The organism is Micromonospora lacuserhaii (assembly GCF_036902735.1).
Lineage (GTDB): Bacteria > Actinomycetota > Actinomycetes > Mycobacteriales > Micromonosporaceae > Micromonospora.
Genome location: NZ_JBAKHO010000015.1, coordinates 18,751 through 39,339 on the forward strand (window position 1 = coordinate 18,751; position 20,589 = coordinate 39,339).

Here is a 20,589-nt window from a genome sequence, read left to right on the forward strand (position 1 = left end):
GCTCCCGGCCGGTGACCGGCGTCAGCGGCCGACCCGACTCCCGATCGGTGAGCGGCGTCAGCGGCGGCGGACCCGGTGCAGCCGGAACGGCTTGCGGGTCACCCGCACCACCGGGGCGCCGCGCGGCGGCTCGGCCAGCGCGGCGTCGGGCAGCCGGTCCCCGGCGTCCGGGTCGCCCGCCGGGGAGAGCCGGGTCAGCGCGCAGCCGTCGGCCGCCCAGCGGGTCACCAGGTCGGCGGTGGGGCCGGACGCGTTCAGCCGCTTCGCCGCCACCAGCGGCGCCGCGTTCTCCCACGCCTCCGTCCCAGGTGTCACCCGGGTCACCCGGGCCGGCCAGGTCACGATCCGCCCGCCGTGGTCGCCGCGCAGCGTCACCCGGGCACCGGTGGCGTCGGCCAGCCCCGGCGCGGACTGCTCGCCGGGGCCGCTCACCACGAAGAGCGCGCCCTCCAGGGGTGCGCACCACAGGGCCAGCGCCGGCCGGTCGCCGACGCTCACCCAGGCGATCGCGGCCTTCTTCATCGCCTCGTCGACCAGCGGGGTGCTGTCCCGGGCGTCCGGCTCGTCCGTCACACCGGCATCCTCTCGTACGTCGTCGTGCCCGTGCCGGTCAGCCGACGAACGGCGGGATCAGGATCTCGCCCCGGGCCACCGCCATCACCTGGCCCGAGACCGTGGCGCCGACCGCCGCCCCGTCGGCCGCGGTCACCGTGCAGGCCAGCGCGGACGGCCGGTGGATCTCGATGCCCTGGCGGACCGCGTACGTCGAGGTGCCGTCGCCGGGGAGCAGACCGCTGGCGACCAGCCAGACGCCCAGGCCGAGGGCGGCCGAGCCGGTCGCCGGGTCCTCCGGGACACCGAGCCCCGGCACGAAGACGCGGGCGTGCGCGGTTTGCGTCCCGGCGTCCCAGGAGAAGACGCTGACGTGCTCCACCCCGTACCGCTCCGCCGCCGCCGGGTTCACCCTGGCGCGGGACACCGCGTCCGGGCGGACCGGCAGGTAGGGGAACTCCAGCCCGCAGCCGGCCACCCGAGGCGCCGGGCCGGTGTGGTCGGCGGCGGTCAGGCCGGCCATCTCCAGCAGCTGCTCCGGGTCGAGTTCGGGGCCGAGGGTGGGCGTGCCACCGGTCAGGGTGGCGCCGGTGGCGGTCACCTCGATCGGGAGCACCCCGGCACCGCACTCCTGAGTGACACTGCCCACACCGAACATCCCGCGCCGGCTGGCGGTGACCGCGGCGCCGACACTGGGGTGCCCGGCGAAGGGCAGTTCCGCCGCCGGGGTGAAGATCCGGGCCCGGTAGGTGGCGCCGACCTGGGTCGGTGGCAGCACGAACACCGTTTCCGACAGGTTGAACTCCACCGCGAGCGCCTGCATCTGTTCGGTGGCCAGCCCTTCGGCGCCGAACACCACGGCCAGCGGGTTGCCGGCGAAGGGGCGGTCGGTGAACACGTCCACGATCTCGTAGGCCAAGGTCGACATGTTGATAAACACTAGGCGCTTAGGCTGGTGCCCGTGAGCACGCCGAACCGGGTCTACATCGCACGACTCGCCGGAGTCGCCGTCTTCGACCCCAACGGCGACCAGGTGGGGCGGGTCCGCGACGCCGTGGCCCGGATCCGGCCGACCCAGCGTCCGCCCGAGGTGGTCGGCCTGGTCGCCGAGATGCCGATGCGCCGGCGGATCTTCCTGTCCATCAACCGGATCACCTCCATCGACGCCGAGGCGGTCGTCCTCGGCAGCGGCACCCTCAACCTGCGCCGCTTCGAGAAGCGCCCGAACGAACTGCTCGTCCTCCAGGAGCTGCTGGACCGGCGGGTCCAGCTCGAACCGGGCGGCCAGCCCGGCGCGGTGGTCGACGTGGCCATGGAGCGCAGCCGTGGCGGCGAGTGGTCGCTGTCCCGGGTCGCGGTCCGCGAGCAGGCCAGCCGGCTCACCCGCCGCGGCCATCTGCACCAGGTCGAGTGGGACCGGGTGCGCGGGCTCAGCGGCATCGCCGACAACCGGGGTACGGCGAACCTGCTCGCCGTCCTGGAGGACATGCGCCCCGCCGACCTGGCCAACGCGTTGCAGGACCTGCCCGACGCGCGGCGCAACGAGGTCGCCGCGGCCCTGGACGACGAGCGCCTCGCCGACGTGCTCAGCGAGCTGCCCGAGCACGACCAGGTGGAGATCCTGGCCGCCCTGGACCGGGAACGGGCCGCCGACGTGCTGGAGGAGATGGACCCGGACGACGCCGCCGACCTGCTCAACGAGCTGCCCCCGCCGGAGCAGGACGTGCTGCTCGACCTGATGGAGCCGGACGAGGCCGACCCGGTCCGCCAGCTCCTGCGGTACGCCTCCGGCACCGCCGGCAGCGTGATGACCTCGGAGCCGGTGATCCTGCCGCCGGACGCCACCGTCGCCGAGGCGCTGGCCCGGATCCGGGAGGAGCAGCTGTCGCCGGCGGTCGCCGCGCAGGTCTTCGTGACCCGCGCGCCGATGACCACCCCGACCGGGCGCTACCTGGGCATGGTGCACTTCCAGCGGCTGCTCCGCGAGCCTCCGGCCGACCTGCTCGGCGGGGTGGTGGTCAACGACATCGACCCGCTCCGGCCGACCACGCCGCTGCCCGAGATCACCCGCCGGATGGCCACCTACGACCTGGTCGCCATGCCGGTGGTGGACCGCAGCATGCGCCTGGTCGGCGCGGTCACCGTGGACGACGTGCTGGACCATTCACTGCCCCGCGACTGGCGTGACCGGGACGCCATACCGGGCCCGACCCCCACCGACGCCGTCCTGGACGGCACAGATGGCTGAGCAGCGGCGGGCCGAGCGGCTGGACCAGCCGCGCGAGCCCCGCGGCGTCAAGCTGCCGCGCTTCGACCCGGAGGCCTTCGGCCGCTGGTCGGAGGGGATCGCCCGGGGCATGGGCACGGCGAACTTCATCGTCTACATGACGGTGGTGATCGCCGCCTGGTTCGGCTGGAACACCCTGGCCCCGGCGGACCTGCGCTTCGACCCGTACACCTTCACCTTCCTGACCCTGGTTCTGTCGTTGCAGGCGTCGTACGCGGCCCCGCTGATCCTGCTCGCGCAGAACCGGCAGGCCGACCGGGACCGGGTGTCGCTGGAGGAGGACCGGCGGCGGGCCACCCTGCAGAAGGCGGACACCGAGTACCTGGCCCGGGAGATCGCCGCGTTGCGGATCGCGATGGGCGAGGTGGCCACCCGGGACTTCCTCCGCTCGGAGCTGGCCCGGCTGGCCGAGGAGCTGGACGAGGCGGCGCAGCGCCGGCAGAAGCTGGAGCGGCGGCAGCAGGAGCGGGCCCAGCGCCGCAGCACGGAGCCGCTCGACGAGCCCCGGGACGAGCTGGACGGCGACTTCGCCCGGGACGGCCGCCCGGAGGGCTGACCGGCACGCTCGCCGCCGGGTCTGCCGCCGGATGTCCCGTCCGCCCGGTGGGCCCCGGACGCGTGCGACCCGGTCATCGATTCGCTCACACCACGCCCCCTCGGGCGGCGGTGGCGGATCACCGCCGACGTAGCATTGCGGGCATGTCAGCACCCGTCAGCACCGTCTCCGACGCGATCCAGGCCGCGCTGGCCACCGTCAACGACCCGGAGATCCGCCGGCCCATCACCGAATTGGGCATGGTCCGCTCCGCCGAGGTCGGCGACGACGGCGTCGTCCGCGTCGAGCTGCTGCTCACTGTCGCCGGCTGCCCGCTGAAGGACAAGCTGCGCAACGACATCACCGCCGCCGTCGGGGCGGTTCCCGGCGTGACCGGTGTCGAGATCGAGTTCGGCGTGATGAGCCCCGAGCAGCGCCAGGGCCTCCAGGCCAAGCTGCGCGGCGGGGGCGCCGCCGACGAGCCGGTCATCCCGTTCGCCCAGCCCGGCTCCCGCACCCGCGTCTACGCGGTGGCCAGCGGCAAGGGCGGGGTCGGCAAGTCCAGCGTCACCGTGAACCTGGCCGCCGCGCTGGCCGCCCGCGGCCTCTCCGTCGGGGTGGTGGACGCCGACATCTACGGCCACTCGGTGCCCCGGATGCTCGGCGCGGACGGCCGCCCGACCCGGGTGGAAGACATGATCATGCCGCCGCAGGCGCACGGCGTGAAGGTCATCTCGATCGGCATGTTCACCTCGGGCAACGCCGCCGTGGTGTGGCGCGGCCCGATGCTGCACCGGGCGTTGCAGCAGTTCCTCGCCGACGTCTACTGGGGCGACCTGGACGTTCTCCTGCTCGACCTGCCGCCGGGCACCGGCGACGTGGCCATCTCTCTGGCCCAGCTGCTGCCGAACTCCGAGATCCTGGTGGTGACCACACCGCAGGCCGCGGCCGCCGAGGTCGCCGAGCGGGCCGGCGCGATCGCCCTGCAGACCCACCAGCGGGTGGTCGGTGTGATCGAGAACATGTCCTGGCTGGAGCTGCCGGACGGCTCGCGGATGGAGCTCTTCGGCGCCGGCGGCGGGCAGACCGTCGCCGAGTCGCTGAGCCGGACGATCGGCGCCCAGGTGCCGCTGCTGGGTCAGATCCCGCTGGACACCCGGGTCCGGGAGGGCGGCGACGCCGGCAACCCGATCGTGGTCGCCGAGCCGGAGTCCCCGGCCGCGAAGGCGCTGAACCAGATCGCCGACCGGCTCGCCCTGCGCCGCGAGTCGCTGCTCGGCAAGCCGCTCGGCCTCAAGCCCGCCGGCCGCTGACCCACCACACCCGCCAGGATCCACACGCATACACGCAAAGAGGGGCCTCCCGAGCTCGGGAGGCCCCTCTTCTGCGAGTAAGTGCGGGCCAGGACGGCCCTCGGGGGTGCGACGCGGCGCCGGTGGGTCAGGTGGCGTCGTCGTAGCTGGGGCGGGGGGCCGGGGCGGGAGCGCCGCCGGTGGCGGTGCCGGGGCGGCGGCCGTTGGCACGCGGGTCCGCGGCGTTCGCGACGTCCTTGAGCTCGTTGTGCACGCCCGTGACGTCCGCGCGGAGGTTGTCGTAGACACCCTGCAGCGGCTTCCGGATCGCCTGCTCGTCCTCCTCGCTGAGCAGGTGCTTGCGGATGAACGCCTTGGGGTGCAGATCCTCCAACTGGATGTCGGTGCCCAGCTCACGACTCAGGTCGCCGGTGGCGTTGCGGGCCATGTTCCGCAGGTTGCGCACCATCCGCAGCCCGTCGTTGATCACGTTGGGCAGCCGGTCACCGAAGATCAGCAGCGCCAGGAGCAGCAGCGCACCGATCTCCCACCAGTTCAGGTTGTCGAGCACTGCTGGGCCTCCTCGTCGGCGTCAGGCCAAGACTACGCACGTCGCGCGCCGCTTCGGGAGGGGGTGACCGGCCCTCACTTGGCGTCTGCGGCGAGCGTCACGGAGGTGTTCTGCCGGCTAGCGCCGCGCCGGTACTCCACCGTCACCACCGAGCCCGGGGCGTACTTGCGGACCAGGGCGATCAGATCGGTCGGTTCGGTCATCGGCCGGCCGTTGAGCTTCAGGATCACGTCCCCGGCCTTCAGGCCCGCCCCGGCCGCCGGGCCGGACGGCTCCACCGCGGCCAGCCGTACGCCGCTGCCGACCGTGGTGACCGTGCCGGTACCGCCCACCTGGGCGCCGATCACCGTACGCCGGGCCTTGCCGGTGCCGATGATGTCCTGGGTGACCCGCTTGGCCTGGTTGATCGGGATGGCGAAGGCGAGGCCGATGTTGCCCGCCTCCTGCCCCTCGGCGACCAGCGACTTGATCGTCGAGTTGACCCCGATCACCCGGCCGGCGGCGTCGACCAGCGGCCCGCCGGAGTTGCCGTGGTTGACCGCCGCGTCGGTCTGGATGGCCGCGTAGTAGCGCACCGGGCCGCCCGGCTCGCCGGCCTGCATGGTCCGGTCCAGGGCGCTGACGATGCCGGCGGTGACGGTGTTGGCCAGCGACAGCGGCGAACCGATCGCGAGCACCGGGTCGCCGACGGCGAGCGCGTCGGAGTCGCCGAACTCGATCGGGCGCAGCCCGCTGCGGTTCACCTTGATCACCGCGATGTCGGATTCCGGGTCCTGGCCGACCACGGTGGCCGGGGCGGTGCTGCCGTCGTTGAAGACCACCGACGCCTTGCCGGTGCCACCGGCCACCACGTGGTCGTTGGTGATCACGTGGCCGTCGGCGCTGACGACGAAGCCGGAACCCTCGCTGGTGCCGCCCAGGCTGGCCACCCGCACGGTCACCACGCTGGGCAGGACCTTCTCGGCGACTCCGGCCAGCGACTCCGGGCGGCGCTGGGCCAGCGCCGGCGCCTCGGCGGGACGGGCGCCCAGGGCCACTCCCGCGCCGGCCCCGCCGCGGACCGCGAAGGCGTACCCCAGGGCACCGCCCAGGGCGCCGGCGAGCAGCGCGGTGATCAACGGGATCAGCAGGAGCTGGCGCAGCTTCGGCCGGCCCGGCGCGTCCGGGTCGGTGACCGGCTCCGGCGCCGCCCCGGCGACGGGCGCCATGGGGATCACCACCGCAGCCGGCGCGTACGGGTCCCGCCACGGGTCGGCGAGCGCGTCGGACCACCACGGTGATGTCGTGCCTGCCGCGGCGCCGTGCGGCACCGTCGGCGGCCCCACCGGCGGTGTCCCGGCCGGCGGTCCCGCCGGTGCCGGGCTCCCGCCGGGCTGGCGCCAGTCCCAGCCGTCGGTCACGTCGGTGCCTCCACTCCGTCCCCCGGTCCCCCGGGCCGCGCCGGGAGAGGGGTCCGGCGTGACGCGTGGGGTACCGCATCCAGGATTGCACGGATGCGCCGAGTGAAGTCAGCTCTTGGCCGGGCGTGATCGTCAGCGGTGGACGCGCGGCTGCACGCCGGAAGCCTCGCCTCTAGGCTCATAGCGCCAACCCGCCCCTCGCACCACTCCCGCCGCCCGGAGGTGTCCCATCGCCACGGTCGCCAGTTCCGGCAACCCGACGGCGCAGGCGTTGCAGTTCGCCGAGTCGTACGTCGGCGAGGACCTCGTGCTGCGGACCGCCCGCAGCCTCGCCCGGGAGGTGGGCCTCGACGCGGTGACCCCGGGCGTCGGGGCGGCGTTGCGCCTGCTCGCCGCGGCCGGCAACGCCCGCGCGGTGGTGGAGATCGGCACCGGCACCGGGGTGAGCGGCGTCTGGCTGCTGCGCGGGATGCGCGCCGACGGGGTGCTCACCACCATCGACCTGGAGGTCGAGCACCAGCGGATCGCCCGACGGATCCTCGTCGAGGCGGGCTTCCCGTCCGGGCGTACCCGGATCATCACCGGGCGGGCGCTGGACGTGCTGCCCCGGCTCGCCGACGGCGCGTACGACCTGATCTTCGTCGACGCCGAGCCGACCGGGTTCGCCGCGTACGTGGACGCCGCGCTGCGGCTGCTGCGCCCGGGCGGGGTGCTCGCCCTGCACGGCACCCTGGCCGGCGGCCGGATCGGCGACCCGGCCGCCCGGGACACCGACACGGTGACCGTCCGGGAGACCATCAAGGCGCTCCGGGAGTCCGAGCACTGGACCCCGGCCCTGCTGCCGGTCGGCGACGGCCTGCTGGCCGCGGTGAAGTGCTGAGCCGCTGACCCGCTGACCGGGCCCGCCGGGGGCCCGGTCCGACCGCCGGCTCAGCTCAGCGTGCCCAGCCAGCGCAGCAGTCCGCGTACGCCCCAGCCGGTCGCGCCCCGGGTCAGCTCGGCGTCGTCCCCGTCGGCCCAGGAGGGCGCGGACATGTCGATGTGCAGCCAGCGGTCGCGCGTGTCGCCGGTGAACTCGCGCAGGTAGAGCGCGGCGATCACCGAGCCGGCGCCCCGGTCCGGGGAGCTGTGCAGGTCGGCCAGGTCGCTGCCGAGGTGTTCCAGGTAGTCGGCGGGCAGCGGCATCCGCCAGGCGGCCTCGCCGGCGGCGTCGATCGCGGCGAGCAGGTCGGCGGCGAGCTGGTCGTTCTCGCTGTAGAGGGCGCCGTGCCGCTTGCCGAGCGCGACCGCGTTGGCGCCGGTCAGGGTGGCCAGGTCGACCAGCAGGTCGGGGGCCAGCTCCCGGGCGGCGTACGCCAGGGCGTCGGCGAGCACCAGCCGCCCCTCGGCGTCGGAGTTGGTGGTCTCGCTGGTGGTGCCGTCGTAGTGCCGGATGATGTCGCCGGGCCGGAAGGCCGAGCCGCTGACCATGTTCTCCGCCAGCGGGGCGAGGGTGGTCACCCGGACCGGCAGGCGCAGCGCGGCGGCGCCCAGGGTGGCCGCGACGACCGCGGCAGCGCCGGCCATGTCCTTGCGCATCAGCTTCATCGCCGGCACCGGCTTGATCGAGATGCCGCCGGTGTCGAAGGTGATCCCCTTGCCGACCAGGACCACGTGGGTACGGGCGTCGGCCGGCCGCCAGTCCAGCTCGACCAGGCGGGGTGGGCTCGCCGAGCCACCACCGACGGCGAGGATCCCCCCGAAGCCCTCGGCCGCCAGTTCCTCCGGCCCGCGTACCCGCAGGTGCAGGTCGGGAAGGTCGGCCGCGGCGGCCTCGACCTGCGCGGCGAACCACTGCGGGTTCTTGACCGAGGACGGGGTGTTGGTGAGGTCCCGGGCGAACCGGGTCATCTCGGCGGTGGTGCGGGCGGTGTCGACCGCGTCGCGGTACCCGTCCGGGTCGGTGGCGAGCAGTTCGACCTCGGCCAGCGCGGGCCGTTCCCCGGCGTCGGTCATCCGGAACCGGTAGGAGGCGAGCAGCAGCCCCTCGACGAGCGCCCGGACGGTCCCCTCGGCGGCGTCGGCGGGAAGTGCCAGAGTGATGTGCGTCTCATCCGACGCGGCGCGGGCCAGGGCGGCCCCGGCGGTTCGCCAGTGCCGGTCGGTGCCCTCGCCGACGCCGAGCAGCAGCAGCCGGCCCGGGGTGCGGGTCGGACGCAGGTGCCGGTAGGTCTCCCCGGCCCGGCCGGTCAGCCGGGCGGCGGGCAGCAGGGCGGCCGCCTCCGCCGACACCCCGTCGGGCAGGGCCGAGCCGGTCGGGGCCAGCGTCGCCGGGGCGTCGCCCCCGTCGGTCGCGGCACCGGTGTGCACGGGCAGGACGAGGGTGTCCAGCCGGCCGGGGCCGGCTGTCAGACGGATGGCGAGCACGCTCGACCGTACCTCCGGAATTGATCGTGGTGCGGGAAATCGGTGCCCCGCAGGGGACGCTGAAGGCCCTGAGCCACCGGCGATGCCGGTGGCTCAGGGTATGACGACCTGTCCGTGCGGCGGACGCCGCGTGGACCGTCGTTCGCTCAGCCGGCAGCCGCCTTCAGCGCGTCACCGAGCGCGTTGGCCTCGTCGGGAGTCATCTCGACGACGAGCCGGCCACCGCCCTCCAGCGGGACTCGCATGACGATGCCCCGGCCCTCCTTGGTGACTTCCAGCGGACCGTCGCCCGTCCGCGGCTTCATCGCCGCCATGTTGTCTCCCCTCAGACCTACACCAGGGTCGGTGGGTTGCCCCACAGCCACTTCGTCATGACCACCCGCAACGTGCACGGGGGCGTCGACCAACGATTTTCCCTGATGAACACCGCCGGACCCAAACCGAAGCAGCATTGATGTAACAGCATCTAGCTTATCTTGGATAGGCCTGTCACAATGTGCGGTCATGCAGGCACGGTCGGCACTCTTCGACCTGTACGGCGACTACCTCCGACCCAGGGGTGGCCGCGCGCCGGTTGCCGCCCTGGTCAAGCTGCTCGCGCCGCTGGGAATCGCACCTCCGGCCGTGCGCACCGCGGTCTCCCGCATGGTGCGCCAGGGCTGGCTCGACCCGCTCCGCCTCGCCACCGGACCGGGATATTCGATCACACCAAAGGCGGCCCGGCGACTCGACGAGGCGGGCGCCCGGATCTACCGCACGGGCCGGATCACCTGGGACGGCCGGTTCGACCTGCTCGTGCTGGAGACCCCGACGGCCCGCCGGGACCGGCAGCGGCTCGCCGCGAACCTGAGCTTCCTCGGCTACGGCACCCTCGACGAGCACACCTGGGTGGCGACCCGGCCCAGCGAGGACGTCGACATGCTGCTGGAGGAGGCCGGCGTCTGCTACGAGCGGTTCACCGCCGCGCACGCCGCCGGCACCCCCGGCGCGATGGGCGTGGTCCGCCGGGCCTGGGACCTCACCGAGATCGGGTACGCGTACGAGCGGTTCGTCGACGAGCAGCGGCCGCTGCTGGCCGGCGTCACCGTGCGCAGCGGCGACGAGGAGGCGTACGCGGCCCGGTTCCGGCTGGTGCACGCGTGGCGTACCTTCCTCTTCCGGGACCCGCAGCTGCCGCCGGCGCTGCTCCCGGAGCGCTGGCCCGGCACCGCCGCGGCCAGCTTCTTCGACCGGCACGCGGCCCGGCTCCGGCCGGCCGCCGACCGGTACGTCGAGCACTGCCTCGACGCCAGCAACCGCACCGCCCGACAGAAGGGTCGTTGAGAACGTGACCGAGCCGCTGCTCGTCGACCGCACCGACGCCGTGGTCACCCTGACGCTGAACCGCCCGACGGCGATGAACTCGCTCGACGTGGCCCTCAAGGAGGCGCTCCGGGACGCCTTGGCCGAGCTGGAGTCCGACCGGTCCTGCCGCGCGGTGGTGCTGGCCGGGGCGGGCGGCTCCTTCAGCGCCGGCCAGGACCTGCGCGAGCACGTGCAGACCCTGGAGTCGGCCACCGCCAACCCGCTGGACACCGTGCGGGCGCACTACAACCCGATCGCCGCCCGGCTGGCCAACCTGCCCAAGCCGGTGGTGGCCGCGGTCCGCGGGATGGCCGCCGGGGCGGGCGCGTCGCTGGCGTTCCTCGCCGACTTCCGGATCGGCGGCCCCCGGACGAAGTTCCTGATGGCCTTCGCCGGGGTGGGGCTGGCTGCCGACACCGGCGCCTCCTGGACGCTGCCCCGGCTGGTCGGCCACGCCAAGGCGGTCGAGCTGCTGATGCTCGCCGAGCCGGTCGGCGCCGAGGAGGCCTGCCGGCTGGGCCTGCTCAACACGCTGGTCGACGACGACGAGAAGGTGCTGCCGACCGCCCAGGAGCTGGCCGCCCGGCTCGCCGCCGGCCCGACCGTCGCGTACGGGGCGATCAAGCGGCAGCTCTCCATCGCCGACGCGGGCACCCTCGCGGACGCCCTCGCCGCCGAGGCGCAGGCCCAGTCCATCTGCGGCGCCACCGCCGACCACAAGGCCGCCACCATGGCCTTCGTGAACAAGCAGAAGCCGGTCTTCGAGGGGCACTGAACGCGGCCGGGCTGCCGGCCGCCGCACCGCTTCGGGTGAGGGCTAGTCGTCCTCCTCCGGGTCCTGGTTGGCCTCGGCGCCCAGCACGAACGCCTGCATGGCCAGCTCGTCGCCGGAGGGCGAGACGAACGCCGGCAGCTCCGCCGGGCCCAGCTCCTGCACGTACGACCAGAAGATCCGGACCGCCTCGGCCCGGGAGTCGGCCTCGATCGGCAGGTCCAGGCTGACCAGCCAGGTCCGGCGCGGCGGCGGCGGACCGAGCCGGTCGGCCAGCTCCCGGTAGGCCGCCGGGTCCAGCGCGGTGACCGGCCCGTCGAGGGTCACCCGGTCGGCCGGCACCGGTTCGTCGAGGGTCCGCCGGGTGTACGCCACGACCAGCGAGCCGGCGCCCACCCGGGCGACCCGGCCCAGCGCCACCAGCCGGGGCGGGGCGTCCACCAGCACCGCCACCGGGTCGCCGGGGCGCGGCCGGTGCCGGTCGGCCGGGGCGGCCAGTTCCAGGGTGTCGTGGTGGACGAGGCGTTCGGCGTCGAGACGCCCGGCCGGCAGCAGCACCGCCCAGGCGCCGTCACCCCGCCCGCCGTCGGCGTCGGTCGTCCCGCCGGTGCGGTGGTCGGTCACGGTCATGCCCTTATCCCATCACGGGCCACGGCGGCGGCGACGTGGCAGCCCGCGAGGTGGTCGTCGACCATGCCGGTGGCCTGCATCAGCGCGTACGCCGTGGTGGGGCCGACGAAGCGGAAGCCGCGCTTCTTGAGCGCCTTGGCCATCGCGGTGGACTCCGGGGTGAGCGCGGGCACCTGGGCGAACGACTCCGGCCGGGCGGCCCGGGGCGGCGGCGCGTACGACCAGAGCAGGGCGGAGAGGCCGTCGGGCAGCTCCACCGCGGCCCGCGCGTTGGCGATCGCCGCCTCGATCTTGGCCCGGTTCCGGACGATCCCCGCGTCGGCCAGCAGCCGGGCCACGTCCGCCTCGCCGTATTCGGCGACCCGCTCGAGGTGGAAGTCGTCGAAGGCGAGCCGGAACGCCGGCCGCTTGCGCAGAATGGTCAGCCAGGACAGGCCGGACTGGAACGCCTCGAGGGTGAGCCGCTCGTAGAGCGCGTCGTCGCCGCGCAGCGGCCGGCCCCACTCCTCGTCGTGGTAGATGGCGTAGTCCGGGGTGCTCGATCCCCAGGCGCAGCGGGTCAGCCCGTCGGCGCCGGTCACCAGGTCAGTCACGGCGTCCACGCTAGGGCAGGCCCCCGACACCGGGGCCGGGTCAGGGCAGGCGGCCCTGCTCGACCAGCCGGGCGAACTTCTTCAGCGCCAGGGTGAGGCTCGCCTTGGAGCCGGGCCAGAGCAGCGGCCAGGCCAGCCGGCCGGCCTTCCCGCCGGGCAGGTGGAACCACTCGTGCCAGACCACCTGGGTGCGGTCGCGGGCCAGCGGGGTGCAGCGCAGCACACCGGGCCCGCGCAGCAGCTTGCCGCAGTGCACCACACCGACCTCGTAGGGCGCGTCCACCCGGACCACCCGCATCTCGTCGCGGAGCACCGCCGGGCCGAGCGCGGTGACCGCCTCGACCAGGCTGCCCTCCCCGCCGTCGCCCTCGACCACCCGGACCGTGGTGAGCGGGATCCAGTCGGACTGCCGTTCCCACGCGGTCAGCGCGGCGAAGACCCGTGCCGCCGGGGCGTCGACGATCACCGTGGCGGTGAACTCCCCCGCGCCGGGCTGGGCCGCCTCGCCCAGGCCCTCGGCGCTGCCGCCCGCCGGGCTGGTCACACCGACTCCGACCGGACCACCGCGCCGGGCCGGCCGTCGACCGGGTCCGCGGTCGGGTCCGGCATGTCGGCGCGGGCGTCGGCGGTCGGGTCCGGCACGTCGGCTCGGGCGTCGGCCCGGTCGGCTTCGTCGCGGCGCCGGTCGGGGTCGTCCGGCGCATCCGCGCGCAGCCCGACCGGTTCGGCCGGGTGGCCCGCGAGCGGCTCGTCGAGGTGGCCCGCGGGCGGCTCGTCGGGCGAGGCCGGCCGGGGCGGCTCCGCCGGCAGGACGGTGGCGTCGTCCTCGTCGGCCGTCGCGTCGACCGGTCCGGCGTACGCCGGGGTCTCGTCGACACCCGGGTCGCCGACGGCCTCCGCCCGGGCCCGGCGCAACGCGTCGGCGTCGGCGGTACGGCCGTCGCGCAGCGCCTCCACCTCCGCCTCCAGCACGCCGATCAGCTCGGACTTGTAGCCGATGTCGTAGGCGGCGCGGCGCATCGCCTCGTCGACCTGGGCCATCCGGTAGCCGCGCAGGGCGGTGTCGAAGCGGACCTCCCCGACGTCGGACTCCCGCAGCGGACGGCCGCCCGGCAGCGGGACGGCCCGGCCGTCCGGCTCGGCCGGTGTCAGGCCGGGATCCCGGCCGGAGACCAGCACCGTCACCCCGAACACCACTGCCGCCACGGTCAACGCGACGACCAGTACGAGCAGAACCTGACCCATGCAGAGATCGTGGCACGACGACCGGTCCCCGAGCGACCCCAACGGCCGGCGTCGTCGACGATCCTGGCGGGCCGTACCGGCCGGGCGGAGGCGGCCCGGACTCCGATAGCGTCGTCACCGGCCGGGGGACCCGGTCGGTGACGGCGGGAGGCGGGCATGGCCGGGGCGCTGCGGCTCGGTGGGCGGACGTTCGCGCCGGGCGAGCTGGTGGTGATGGCGATCGTCAACCGGACGCCGGACTCGTTCTTCGACCGGGGCGCCACGTTCGGGCTGGACAGCGCGCTGCGCGCGGTGGAACGCGCGGTGACCGAGGGCGCCGAGATCATCGACATCGGCGGGGTGAAGGCCGGCCCGGGCGACGAGGTCGACGTGGCCGAGGAGATCCGCCGGACGGTGGACACCATCGCCGCCGTCCGGGCCGCCTTCCCCGAGGTGGTCATCTCGATCGACACCTGGCGGGCCGAGGTGGCGGTGGAGGCGGTGGAGGCCGGCGCGGACCTGCTCAACGACACCTGGTCGGGTGCCGATCCGGCGCTGGCCCGGGTGGCCGCGGAGACCGGCGCCGGGCTGGTCTGCTCGCACGCCGGCGGCCTCGCGCCACGGACCCGCCCGCACCGGGCCGCCTTCGACGACGTGGTCGGCGACGTGGTCGCGACGGTGACCGGGCTCGCCGAGCGCGCGGTCGCCCTGGGGGTACGCCCCGACGGCATCCTGATCGACCCGGCGCACGACTTCGGCAAGAACACCCGGCACTCGCTGGAGATCACCCGCCGGCTGGACGAGCTCTCCGGCACCGGCTGGCCGCTGCTGGTGGCGCTGTCGAACAAGGACTTCATCGGCGAGACGCTCGACCTGCCGGTGCCCGAGCGGCTGGAGGGAACCCTCGCCGCGACCGCGGTCTCCGCCTGGCTCGGCGCCCAGGTGTTCCGCGCCCACCAGGTCCGGCCCACCCGCCGGGTGCTGGACATGGTCGCCGCCATCCGGGGCGACCGCCCGCCGACGCTGACCCGCCGCGGCCTGGCCTGAGCCGGCCGTCAGGTCCAGCGGAGGATGCGCTTGCGCCAGGCGTAGAGGATGCCCAGCGCCACGACGGCCACGAAGACGCCCATCTCGGCGACCGTGACGAGGCCGAAACCGGGCCGGTCGAAGACCACCGCCCAGGGGAAGAGGAAGACCGCCTCCACGGCGAACAGCACGTACAGGTACGCGTACACGTAGTAGCGGATCTGCATCTGCGCCCAGTCGCCGCCGACGGGGTCGAGGCCGCACTCGTAGCTGGTCAGCTTGCCTGGCGGATCAGCCGGACGGCTAGGACGTAACACCCGGTTGGCCGAGAACGCCGTAACGAAGAAGAGAGCGGCAGCGAGCAGCAGGAGCCCGAGCGTCGCGTACGAGCCCAGGTAACCGGTCATGGTCGACGAGCCTACCGGGACCGGCTCGGCGCGGGCCGGATCGGGCGAAGTACCGAACACGTTACGGATTTGTTTCCTCGTCGGACTAGTGCCCTGCGGCAACTGTTGCCGAATAATGAAACTTCACTGACGGTCACGGAGGACAGATGCCCCGCAGCGACGTAGGCCCCGTTCGGCGGGCGATGCAGCGGCGCACCTCCTCGCTGGTCGCCGCGTCGCTCGCGGTCGGGCTGACGGTCGGCCTCGCGGCCGCGCCGGGCCTGGCGACGGCGGCACCCACCGTCACGCGGGTGGCCATGGAGGGTGTGGACGAGACCACCCCGGCCGGCGATCCCACCGAGGAGACCACGCCTCCGGTGGAGCCGACGACGTCCGAACCGGACCCGACCACCGCACCGCCCACCCTGCCCCCGGACCCGGAGCCGACCACTCCGGCCCCGAATCCGACCACGGCCGCCCCGGACCCCACCGCCCCGGACGAGACCGCCCCCGCCACCACCGCGCCGGCGACGACGGCCCCCGCGCCCGAGCCGACCGCACCGGGTGGACCTGGCGGACCCGCCGGACCCGGTGGGGTCACGCTGGCGCCGCCGCCGGGGTCGGGCAGGCAGGACGCCGGCCAGTTGGGCGTCCGGGTGACCACTCGGGACGTCTCCCTCACCCCCGCCTACTGGAACGCCGCAAGCACCGTCACCACGCTGCGGGTCACCGTGAGCAACACCGGCACGGTGCCCGAGCAGTTGCGCCTCCGCTACACCCTGCCGGCCGGGCTGACCGACGCCGGGACCCCGGGCTGTCTCTCGTCCGGCGACCGGCACTACCGCTGCGGCAGTTGGACCGCCGCGCCGGGCGCGAAGTTCAGCACCCTGATCCGGATCCGGGTCAGCGGGAGCGCCTGGCGGCAGATGCCGCTCAGCGGCTCGGTGCGGGTGACCGCGACCGGCCCCGCGGGCAAGGGAACCGCCGAGGACAACGAGGGCTTCGCGGTGCTCTTCCCGCCGGGCCCGCCGGTGCCCGGCATGACGCTCGCCGCCGACGAGGTGGCCTTCGACATCAGCGGCGGCCCCACCGAGCTGGGCGTCCGGCTGGGCAACACCGGCAAGGTGGACGCCCAGGGCCGGGTCGAGATCGTGCTGCCGGCCGGGGTGAGCGTGTCGAACCCGCCGGCCGGCTGCGTGACCGCCGCGCCGACGCGTACCCGGTGCGACCTGGGCATGCTGCCCGCGGGCCGGACGGCGACGCTGCTACTCCCGGTCGCCGCCACCCCCGAGGCGCAGCGCGAGGCGCCGCTGGCCGGCGCCGTGATCGGTCGGCTCGACCCGCGCCACGGCCCGGCCAAGCAGATGCAGATGACCTTCCGGATCACCGCCGCGGCGGCGCTGACCACCCCGCCGGTGGCGACCCCGATCCCGACCGGCTCGCAGGGCGTGCTCGCCGCGGCCGGACGGGACTCCGACGACGGGCTGTCCTCGGTGCAGCGGATCGCGACCGCCCTGATCGCGATCTCCGCGCTGCTGGTGGTGCTGGCGTTGGCGCTGGCCACCACCTCGCTCCGCCGCCGGATGAGCGGCACCGCGCCGGAGCCGGCGGCGAGCCCGACGACGTCGGACTGAAATCCGACCGGCGGCGGGCGACGCCCGGTGACCGGTGATCTCGATTACGGCGGCCCACACCAAACGCCACGAACCGGGACATTAAACCGCCAATTCCGATCCCAGTCGTCGGACCTCCACCAAGGATGCCCTAATGCCTCGACGTAGGCTCTGAGGTGAGAAACGACAGCGGGCCGGACCAGCCACGGGTGGGTCGGCGCAGTGGCGCGTCAAGGAGGTCACGTGGCGGGGCAAGGCGGGGTCACCAACAGGTTCAGCCGCCCGTGCGGCGGGGCTGAGCGAAGCGAGGTGCAGGCGTGACCAAGCAGATCCGTCAACTCGACCGGGTGGTCATCCGGTTCGCCGGCGACTCCGGCGACGGCATGCAGCTGACCGGCGACCGGTTCACCTCGGAGACGGCGCAGCTGGGCAACGACATCTCCACGTTGCCCAACTTCCCGGCCGAGATCCGGGCGCCCGCCGGCACGCTCCCCGGCGTGTCGAGCTTCCAGGTGCACTTCGCCGACTACGACATCCTCACCCCCGGTGACGCCCCGAACGTGCTGGTGGCGATGAACCCGGCGGCACTGAAGGCCAACCTGGGCGACCTCCCGCGCGGGGCCGACATCATCGTCAACACCGACGAGTTCACCCGGCGCAACCTGGCCAAGGTCGGCTACCAGACCAGCCCGCTGGAGGACGACTCGCTGGCCGGCTACGTGGTGCACCCGGTCGCGCTCACCTCGATGACGGTCGGCGCGCTGGCGGCCAACGACGTGTCCAAGAAGGACGCCGAGCGGGCCAAGAACATGTTCGCCCTCGGCCTGCTCAGCTGGATGTACTCCCGGCCGTACGAGTCGACGCTGCGGTTCCTGGAGCGCAAGTTCGCGGCCCGGCCGGAGCTGGTCGCAGCGAACGTCGCCGCCTTCAAGGCCGGCTGGAACTTCGGCGAGACCACCGAGAACTTCTCGGTGCGCTACGAGGTGAAGCCGGCGAAGATGCTGCCGGGCACCTACCGGAACATCACCGGCAACGCGGCGCTCTCGCTCGGCCTGGTGGCCGCCGGGGTCCGCTCCGGGCTGCCGGTCTTCCTCGGGGCGTACCCGATCACCCCGGCCTCGGACATCCTGCACGAGCTGAGCAAGCACAAGCGGTTCGGCGTGGTGACCATGCAGGCCGAGGACGAGATCGCCGCGGTCGGCGCCGCGCTGGGCGCGTCGTACGGCGGCTCGCTCGGCGTCACCACCACCAGCGGCCCCGGCGTCGCGCTGAAGAGCGAGACGATCTCCCTGGCGGTCGCGCTGGAACTGCCGCTGGTGATCGTCGACGTGCAGCGGGCCGGCCCCTCCACCGGCATGCCGACCAAGACCGAGCAGGCCGACCTCAACATGGCCCTGTACGGCCGGCACGGCGAGGCGCCGGTCGCGGTCATCGCGCCGAAGTCGCCGTCGGACTGCTTCCACGCCGCGCTGGAGGCCGCCCGGATCGCGCTCACCTACCGCACCCCGGTACTGCTGCTCTCGGACAACTACGTCGCGAACGGCTCCGAGCCGTGGCTGCTGCCCGACGTCGACTCCCTGCCCGACCTGCGGGTCGAGTTCGCCACCGCGCCCAACGGCGAGGACGGCACCACCTTCCTGCCGTACCTGCGGGACCCGGAGACCCTGGCCCGGCCGTGGGCCATCCCGGGCACCCCGGGCCTTGAGCACCGCATCGGCGGCCTGGAGAAGGCCGACAAGACCGGTGACATCTCGTACGACCCGACGAACCACGACTTCATGGTGCGGACCCGGGCGGCCCGGATCGAGGCGATCCCGGTGCCGGACGTCGAGGTGGAGGACCCGGACGGCGACGCCCGGGTGCTGGTGCTCGGTTGGGGCTCCACGTACGGCCCGATCGGCGCGGCCTGCCGTGGCCTGCGCCAGCGCGGGCTCTCCATCGCCCAGGCGCACCTGCGGCACCTCTCGCCGATGCCGGCCAACCTCGGCGAGGTGCTGCGCTCCTACGACCGGGTGGTCATCCCCGAGATGAACCTGGGCCAGCTGGCCCAGGTGATCCGGGGCCGCTACCTGGTCGACGCGGTCAGCTACAACCAGGTCCGCGGCCTGCCGTTCACGGCCGCGGAGCTGGAGACGACGCTGGAAGAGGTCCTGAAGAATGTCTGAGCCCGTCGCCCTCAAGCTCACCGCGAAGGACTTCAAGTCCGACCAGGAGGTGCGCTGGTGCCCCGGCTGCGGTGACTACGCGATCCTCGCCGCGGTGCAGCAGTTCATGCCGGAGCTGAACATCCCGCGCGAGAACACCGTCTTCGTCTCCGGCATCGGCTGCTCGTCGCGCTTCCCGTACTACATGAACACCTACGGGATGCACTCCATCCACGGCCGCGCCCCGGCGATCGCCACCGGCCTGTCGGTCTCCCGGCCGGACCTGTCGGTCTGGGTGGTGACCGGTGACGGTGACGCACTCTCCATCGGCGGCAACCACCTGATCCACGCGCTGCGCCGGAACGTCAACCTCAAGATCCTGCTCTTCAACAACCGGATCTACGGGCTGACCAAGGGCCAGTACTCCCCCACCTCCGAGGTCGGCAAGATCACCAAGTCGACCCCGGTCGGCTCGGCGGACGCCCCGTTCAACCCGCTGTCGCTGGCGCTCGGCGCGGAGGCCACCTTCGTCGGCCGCACCATCGACTCCGACCGCAAGCACCTCCAGTCGGTGTTGCGGGCCGCCGCAGAGCACCAGGGCTCGGCCTTCGTGGAGATCTACCAGAACTGCAACATCTTCAACGATGGCGCGTTCGACCAGCTCAAGGAGCCCGGCACCCGGGACGACTACCTGATCCGGCTGGAGCACGGGCAGCCGATCACGTTCGGCAAGGACGGCCAGTTCTGCGTCGTCCACCCCCCGGGCGGCTTCGGGCTGGAGGTCCGGGAGACGGCGTCCACCCCGGCCGGGGAGATCGTCGTGCACGACGCGACGGTCAACGACCCGGCGTACGCCTTCGCGCTGTCCCGGCTGCCCGGCCTCGACCTGCGCAACACCCCGATCGGCGTGTTCCGCAAGGTCGACCGTCCCTCCTACGACAGCGTCGTGCAGGAGCAGGTGGCCACCGCCAAGGCCACGGTCACCGACACCCCGGAGCAGCAGCTCGCCGGCCTGCTGGCCAGCGGCGACACCTGGACGATCCGCTAGCCACGGGCCTGGTTCTCCCGGACCAAGTCACCGATCGTCCGGGAGAACAGCCCGGGCTGTTCCAGGTGCCACAGGTGCCCGACGCCCCGCACGATCCGCAGCCGGCTGTGGGGGATGCCGTCCGCCAGTTCCAGGGCCCCCGGCACGTTGAGCCGGTCCCGTGACCCGCAGAGCACCAGGGTCGGGGCGGTCACCTCGCCGAGACTCGGGCGCAGATCGGTCCGGGCCAGCTCCCGCAGCCCGTCCAGATAGGTTCGCCGACCGGCGGTCCGAAAGTCCTCGCTGGCCTCGGCGAGGATCCGGTCCCGCTCGTCCGCCGGCAGGCCGGCGAGGGACGGGGCGAGCAGACGGGCGGCCATCCGGGCGATGACCGCCGCCGGCAGCAGACCCGTGATCGCCCGCTGGACCGCCAGCGCCCTCGGCGGGGCCGCGATGCCCCCGGAGAGCACGAGGCTGCCGACCCGGCCCGGACGGGCCAGGCAGGCCAGCACGGCGACCGTGGCGGAGAGCGAGAGCCCCACGAGGTGGACCGGCCCGGCCGTCCGGTCGATCAGCCCGGCCACCTCGGCGACCGCCCGGTCGAAGGTGAACGGGCCGGGGCTGCCGCCGTGCCCGGGCAGCTCGGGGGCGTGCACGGCGAATTCCCCGCTGAGCTCGTCCACCTGTCGACGCCAGGTACGGCCGCTGGCGGCAAGGGGCGGCAGCAGAACAATCGTCTCCACGCCCTGATCTCTACCACCCCCTGCCCCCCACCGCTGCCCCGCGC

Annotated in this window: 22 protein-coding genes; 10 read left to right on the forward strand and 12 right to left on the reverse strand. The window is 74.0% G+C overall.

Annotated elements, in window-relative coordinates:
- Positions 1-57: 57 nt before the first annotated feature.
- Together V6U81_RS12915 and V6U81_RS12920 are read right to left on the reverse strand one after the other, a co-directional pair.
- The gene (locus tag V6U81_RS12915) at positions 58-522 is read right to left on the reverse strand and encodes a hypothetical protein (RefSeq protein WP_420884018.1); all 465 of its coding nucleotides are present in this window, start codon (positions 520-522) and stop codon (positions 58-60) included.
- Between the two features lie 88 nt (positions 523-610).
- Positions 611-1,480 (reverse strand): PhzF family phenazine biosynthesis protein, encoded by an 870-nt coding sequence (locus tag V6U81_RS12920; RefSeq protein WP_334488520.1) that lies wholly within the window; start codon positions 1,478-1,480, stop codon positions 611-613.
- Between the two features lie 33 nt (positions 1,481-1,513).
- Here V6U81_RS12920 and V6U81_RS12925 point away from each other — a divergent pair, with 33 nt between their 5' ends.
- The 3 genes from V6U81_RS12925 (at position 1,514) to V6U81_RS12935 (ending at position 4,687) form a co-directional block, all read left to right on the forward strand.
- Positions 1,514-2,800 (forward strand): magnesium transporter MgtE N-terminal domain-containing protein, encoded by a 1,287-nt coding sequence (locus V6U81_RS12925; protein ID WP_334488523.1) that lies wholly within the window; start codon positions 1,514-1,516, stop codon positions 2,798-2,800.
- A complete protein-coding gene (locus tag V6U81_RS12930; protein WP_334488525.1) occupies positions 2,793-3,395 on the forward strand; it encodes a DUF1003 domain-containing protein in 603 nt (200 codons plus the stop codon). Before V6U81_RS12925 ends, V6U81_RS12930 begins: the two co-directional genes overlap by 8 nt.
- Positions 3,396-3,538: 143 nt before the next feature.
- Entirely contained in the window at positions 3,539-4,687 is a 1,149-nt protein-coding gene (locus tag V6U81_RS12935) for an Mrp/NBP35 family ATP-binding protein (protein ID WP_334488528.1), read from the forward strand.
- Between the two features lie 127 nt (positions 4,688-4,814).
- Here the strand turns inward: V6U81_RS12935 and V6U81_RS12940 are convergent, their stop codons facing one another.
- The gene (locus tag V6U81_RS12940) at positions 4,815-5,237 is read right to left on the reverse strand and encodes a twin-arginine translocase TatA/TatE family subunit (protein WP_334488531.1); all 423 of its coding nucleotides are present in this window, start codon (positions 5,235-5,237) and stop codon (positions 4,815-4,817) included.
- A 74-nt stretch (positions 5,238-5,311) separates the two neighbouring features.
- Positions 5,312-6,637, reverse strand: a complete 1,326-nt coding sequence (locus V6U81_RS12945) for a S1C family serine protease (RefSeq protein ID WP_334488534.1) — start codon at positions 6,635-6,637, stop codon at positions 5,312-5,314.
- Between the two features lie 271 nt (positions 6,638-6,908).
- Here V6U81_RS12945 and V6U81_RS12950 point away from each other — a divergent pair, with 271 nt between their 5' ends.
- Entirely contained in the window at positions 6,909-7,517 is a 609-nt protein-coding gene (locus tag V6U81_RS12950; protein WP_334488536.1) for an O-methyltransferase, read from the forward strand.
- Between the two features lie 50 nt (positions 7,518-7,567).
- On the opposite strand, the gene V6U81_RS12955 is transcribed toward V6U81_RS12950, so the two are convergent.
- Together V6U81_RS12955 and V6U81_RS12960 are read right to left on the reverse strand one after the other, a co-directional pair.
- A complete protein-coding gene (locus tag V6U81_RS12955; RefSeq protein ID WP_334488538.1) occupies positions 7,568-9,043 on the reverse strand; it encodes a leucyl aminopeptidase family protein in 1,476 nt (491 codons plus the stop codon).
- 146 nt (positions 9,044-9,189) lie between these two features.
- Positions 9,190-9,357 carry a DUF3117 domain-containing protein gene (locus V6U81_RS12960; RefSeq protein WP_007455245.1) on the reverse strand — a complete coding sequence of 56 codons (168 nt, stop codon included), beginning with the start codon at positions 9,355-9,357 and terminating at the stop codon, positions 9,190-9,192.
- A 190-nt stretch (positions 9,358-9,547) separates the two neighbouring features.
- Between V6U81_RS12960 and V6U81_RS12965 the strand changes: the two genes are divergently transcribed.
- Both V6U81_RS12965 and V6U81_RS12970 read left to right on the forward strand, forming a co-directional pair.
- A complete protein-coding gene (locus V6U81_RS12965; protein ID WP_334488541.1) occupies positions 9,548-10,366 on the forward strand; it encodes a PaaX family transcriptional regulator in 819 nt (272 codons plus the stop codon).
- A gap of 4 nt (positions 10,367-10,370) precedes the next feature.
- Positions 10,371-11,162 carry an enoyl-CoA hydratase/isomerase family protein gene (locus V6U81_RS12970; protein ID WP_334488543.1) on the forward strand — a complete coding sequence of 264 codons (792 nt, stop codon included), beginning with the start codon at positions 10,371-10,373 and terminating at the stop codon, positions 11,160-11,162.
- 42 nt (positions 11,163-11,204) lie between these two features.
- Here V6U81_RS12970 and V6U81_RS12975 read toward each other — a convergent pair whose 3' ends face one another.
- Genes V6U81_RS12975 through V6U81_RS12990 form a run of 4 tightly spaced genes read right to left on the reverse strand, consistent with a single transcriptional unit; the run spans position 11,205 to position 13,627 of the window.
- Positions 11,205-11,789 (reverse strand): hypothetical protein, encoded by a 585-nt coding sequence (locus V6U81_RS12975; protein ID WP_334488545.1) that lies wholly within the window; start codon positions 11,787-11,789, stop codon positions 11,205-11,207.
- A complete protein-coding gene (locus V6U81_RS12980) occupies positions 11,786-12,382 on the reverse strand; it encodes a DNA-3-methyladenine glycosylase I (protein ID WP_334488548.1) in 597 nt (198 codons plus the stop codon). The genes V6U81_RS12975 and V6U81_RS12980 overlap by 4 nt, the downstream gene beginning before the upstream one ends.
- A gap of 40 nt (positions 12,383-12,422) precedes the next feature.
- Positions 12,423-12,926: an SRPBCC family protein gene (locus tag V6U81_RS12985; protein ID WP_334488551.1), complete on the reverse strand. Its 504-nt coding sequence runs from the start codon at positions 12,924-12,926 to the stop codon at positions 12,423-12,425.
- Positions 12,923-13,627: a DivIVA domain-containing protein gene (locus tag V6U81_RS12990; RefSeq protein WP_334488554.1), complete on the reverse strand. Its 705-nt coding sequence runs from the start codon at positions 13,625-13,627 to the stop codon at positions 12,923-12,925. The genes V6U81_RS12985 and V6U81_RS12990 overlap by 4 nt, the downstream gene beginning before the upstream one ends.
- Positions 13,628-13,783: 156 nt before the next feature.
- On the opposite strand from V6U81_RS12990, the gene folP reads away from it, so the two are divergent.
- Positions 13,784-14,653: a dihydropteroate synthase gene (gene folP, locus V6U81_RS12995; protein WP_334488557.1), complete on the forward strand. Its 870-nt coding sequence runs from the start codon at positions 13,784-13,786 to the stop codon at positions 14,651-14,653.
- Between the two features lie 8 nt (positions 14,654-14,661).
- Here folP and ndhC read toward each other — a convergent pair whose 3' ends face one another.
- Positions 14,662-15,039, reverse strand: coding sequence for an NADH-quinone oxidoreductase subunit A (gene ndhC, locus V6U81_RS13000; RefSeq protein WP_334488559.1), 378 nt, complete (start codon positions 15,037-15,039; stop codon positions 14,662-14,664).
- A 146-nt stretch (positions 15,040-15,185) separates the two neighbouring features.
- On the opposite strand from ndhC, the gene V6U81_RS13005 reads away from it, so the two are divergent.
- The 3 genes from V6U81_RS13005 (at position 15,186) to V6U81_RS13015 (ending at position 19,823) form a co-directional block, all read left to right on the forward strand.
- Entirely contained in the window at positions 15,186-16,652 is a 1,467-nt protein-coding gene (locus tag V6U81_RS13005) for a hypothetical protein (protein ID WP_334488565.1), read from the forward strand.
- Positions 16,653-16,948: 296 nt separating this feature from the next.
- The gene (locus V6U81_RS13010) at positions 16,949-18,796 is read left to right on the forward strand and encodes a 2-oxoacid:acceptor oxidoreductase subunit alpha (RefSeq protein WP_334488568.1); all 1,848 of its coding nucleotides are present in this window, start codon (positions 16,949-16,951) and stop codon (positions 18,794-18,796) included.
- On the forward strand, positions 18,789-19,823 hold the full coding sequence (locus V6U81_RS13015; protein WP_334488571.1) for a 2-oxoacid:ferredoxin oxidoreductase subunit beta: 1,035 nt from the start codon (positions 18,789-18,791) through the stop codon (positions 19,821-19,823). Before V6U81_RS13010 ends, V6U81_RS13015 begins: the two co-directional genes overlap by 8 nt.
- On the opposite strand, the gene V6U81_RS13020 is transcribed toward V6U81_RS13015, so the two are convergent.
- Positions 19,820-20,545: an alpha/beta fold hydrolase gene (locus V6U81_RS13020; RefSeq protein ID WP_334488574.1), complete on the reverse strand. Its 726-nt coding sequence runs from the start codon at positions 20,543-20,545 to the stop codon at positions 19,820-19,822. The genes V6U81_RS13015 and V6U81_RS13020 overlap by 4 nt on opposite strands.
- Positions 20,546-20,589: the final 44 nt, after the last annotated feature.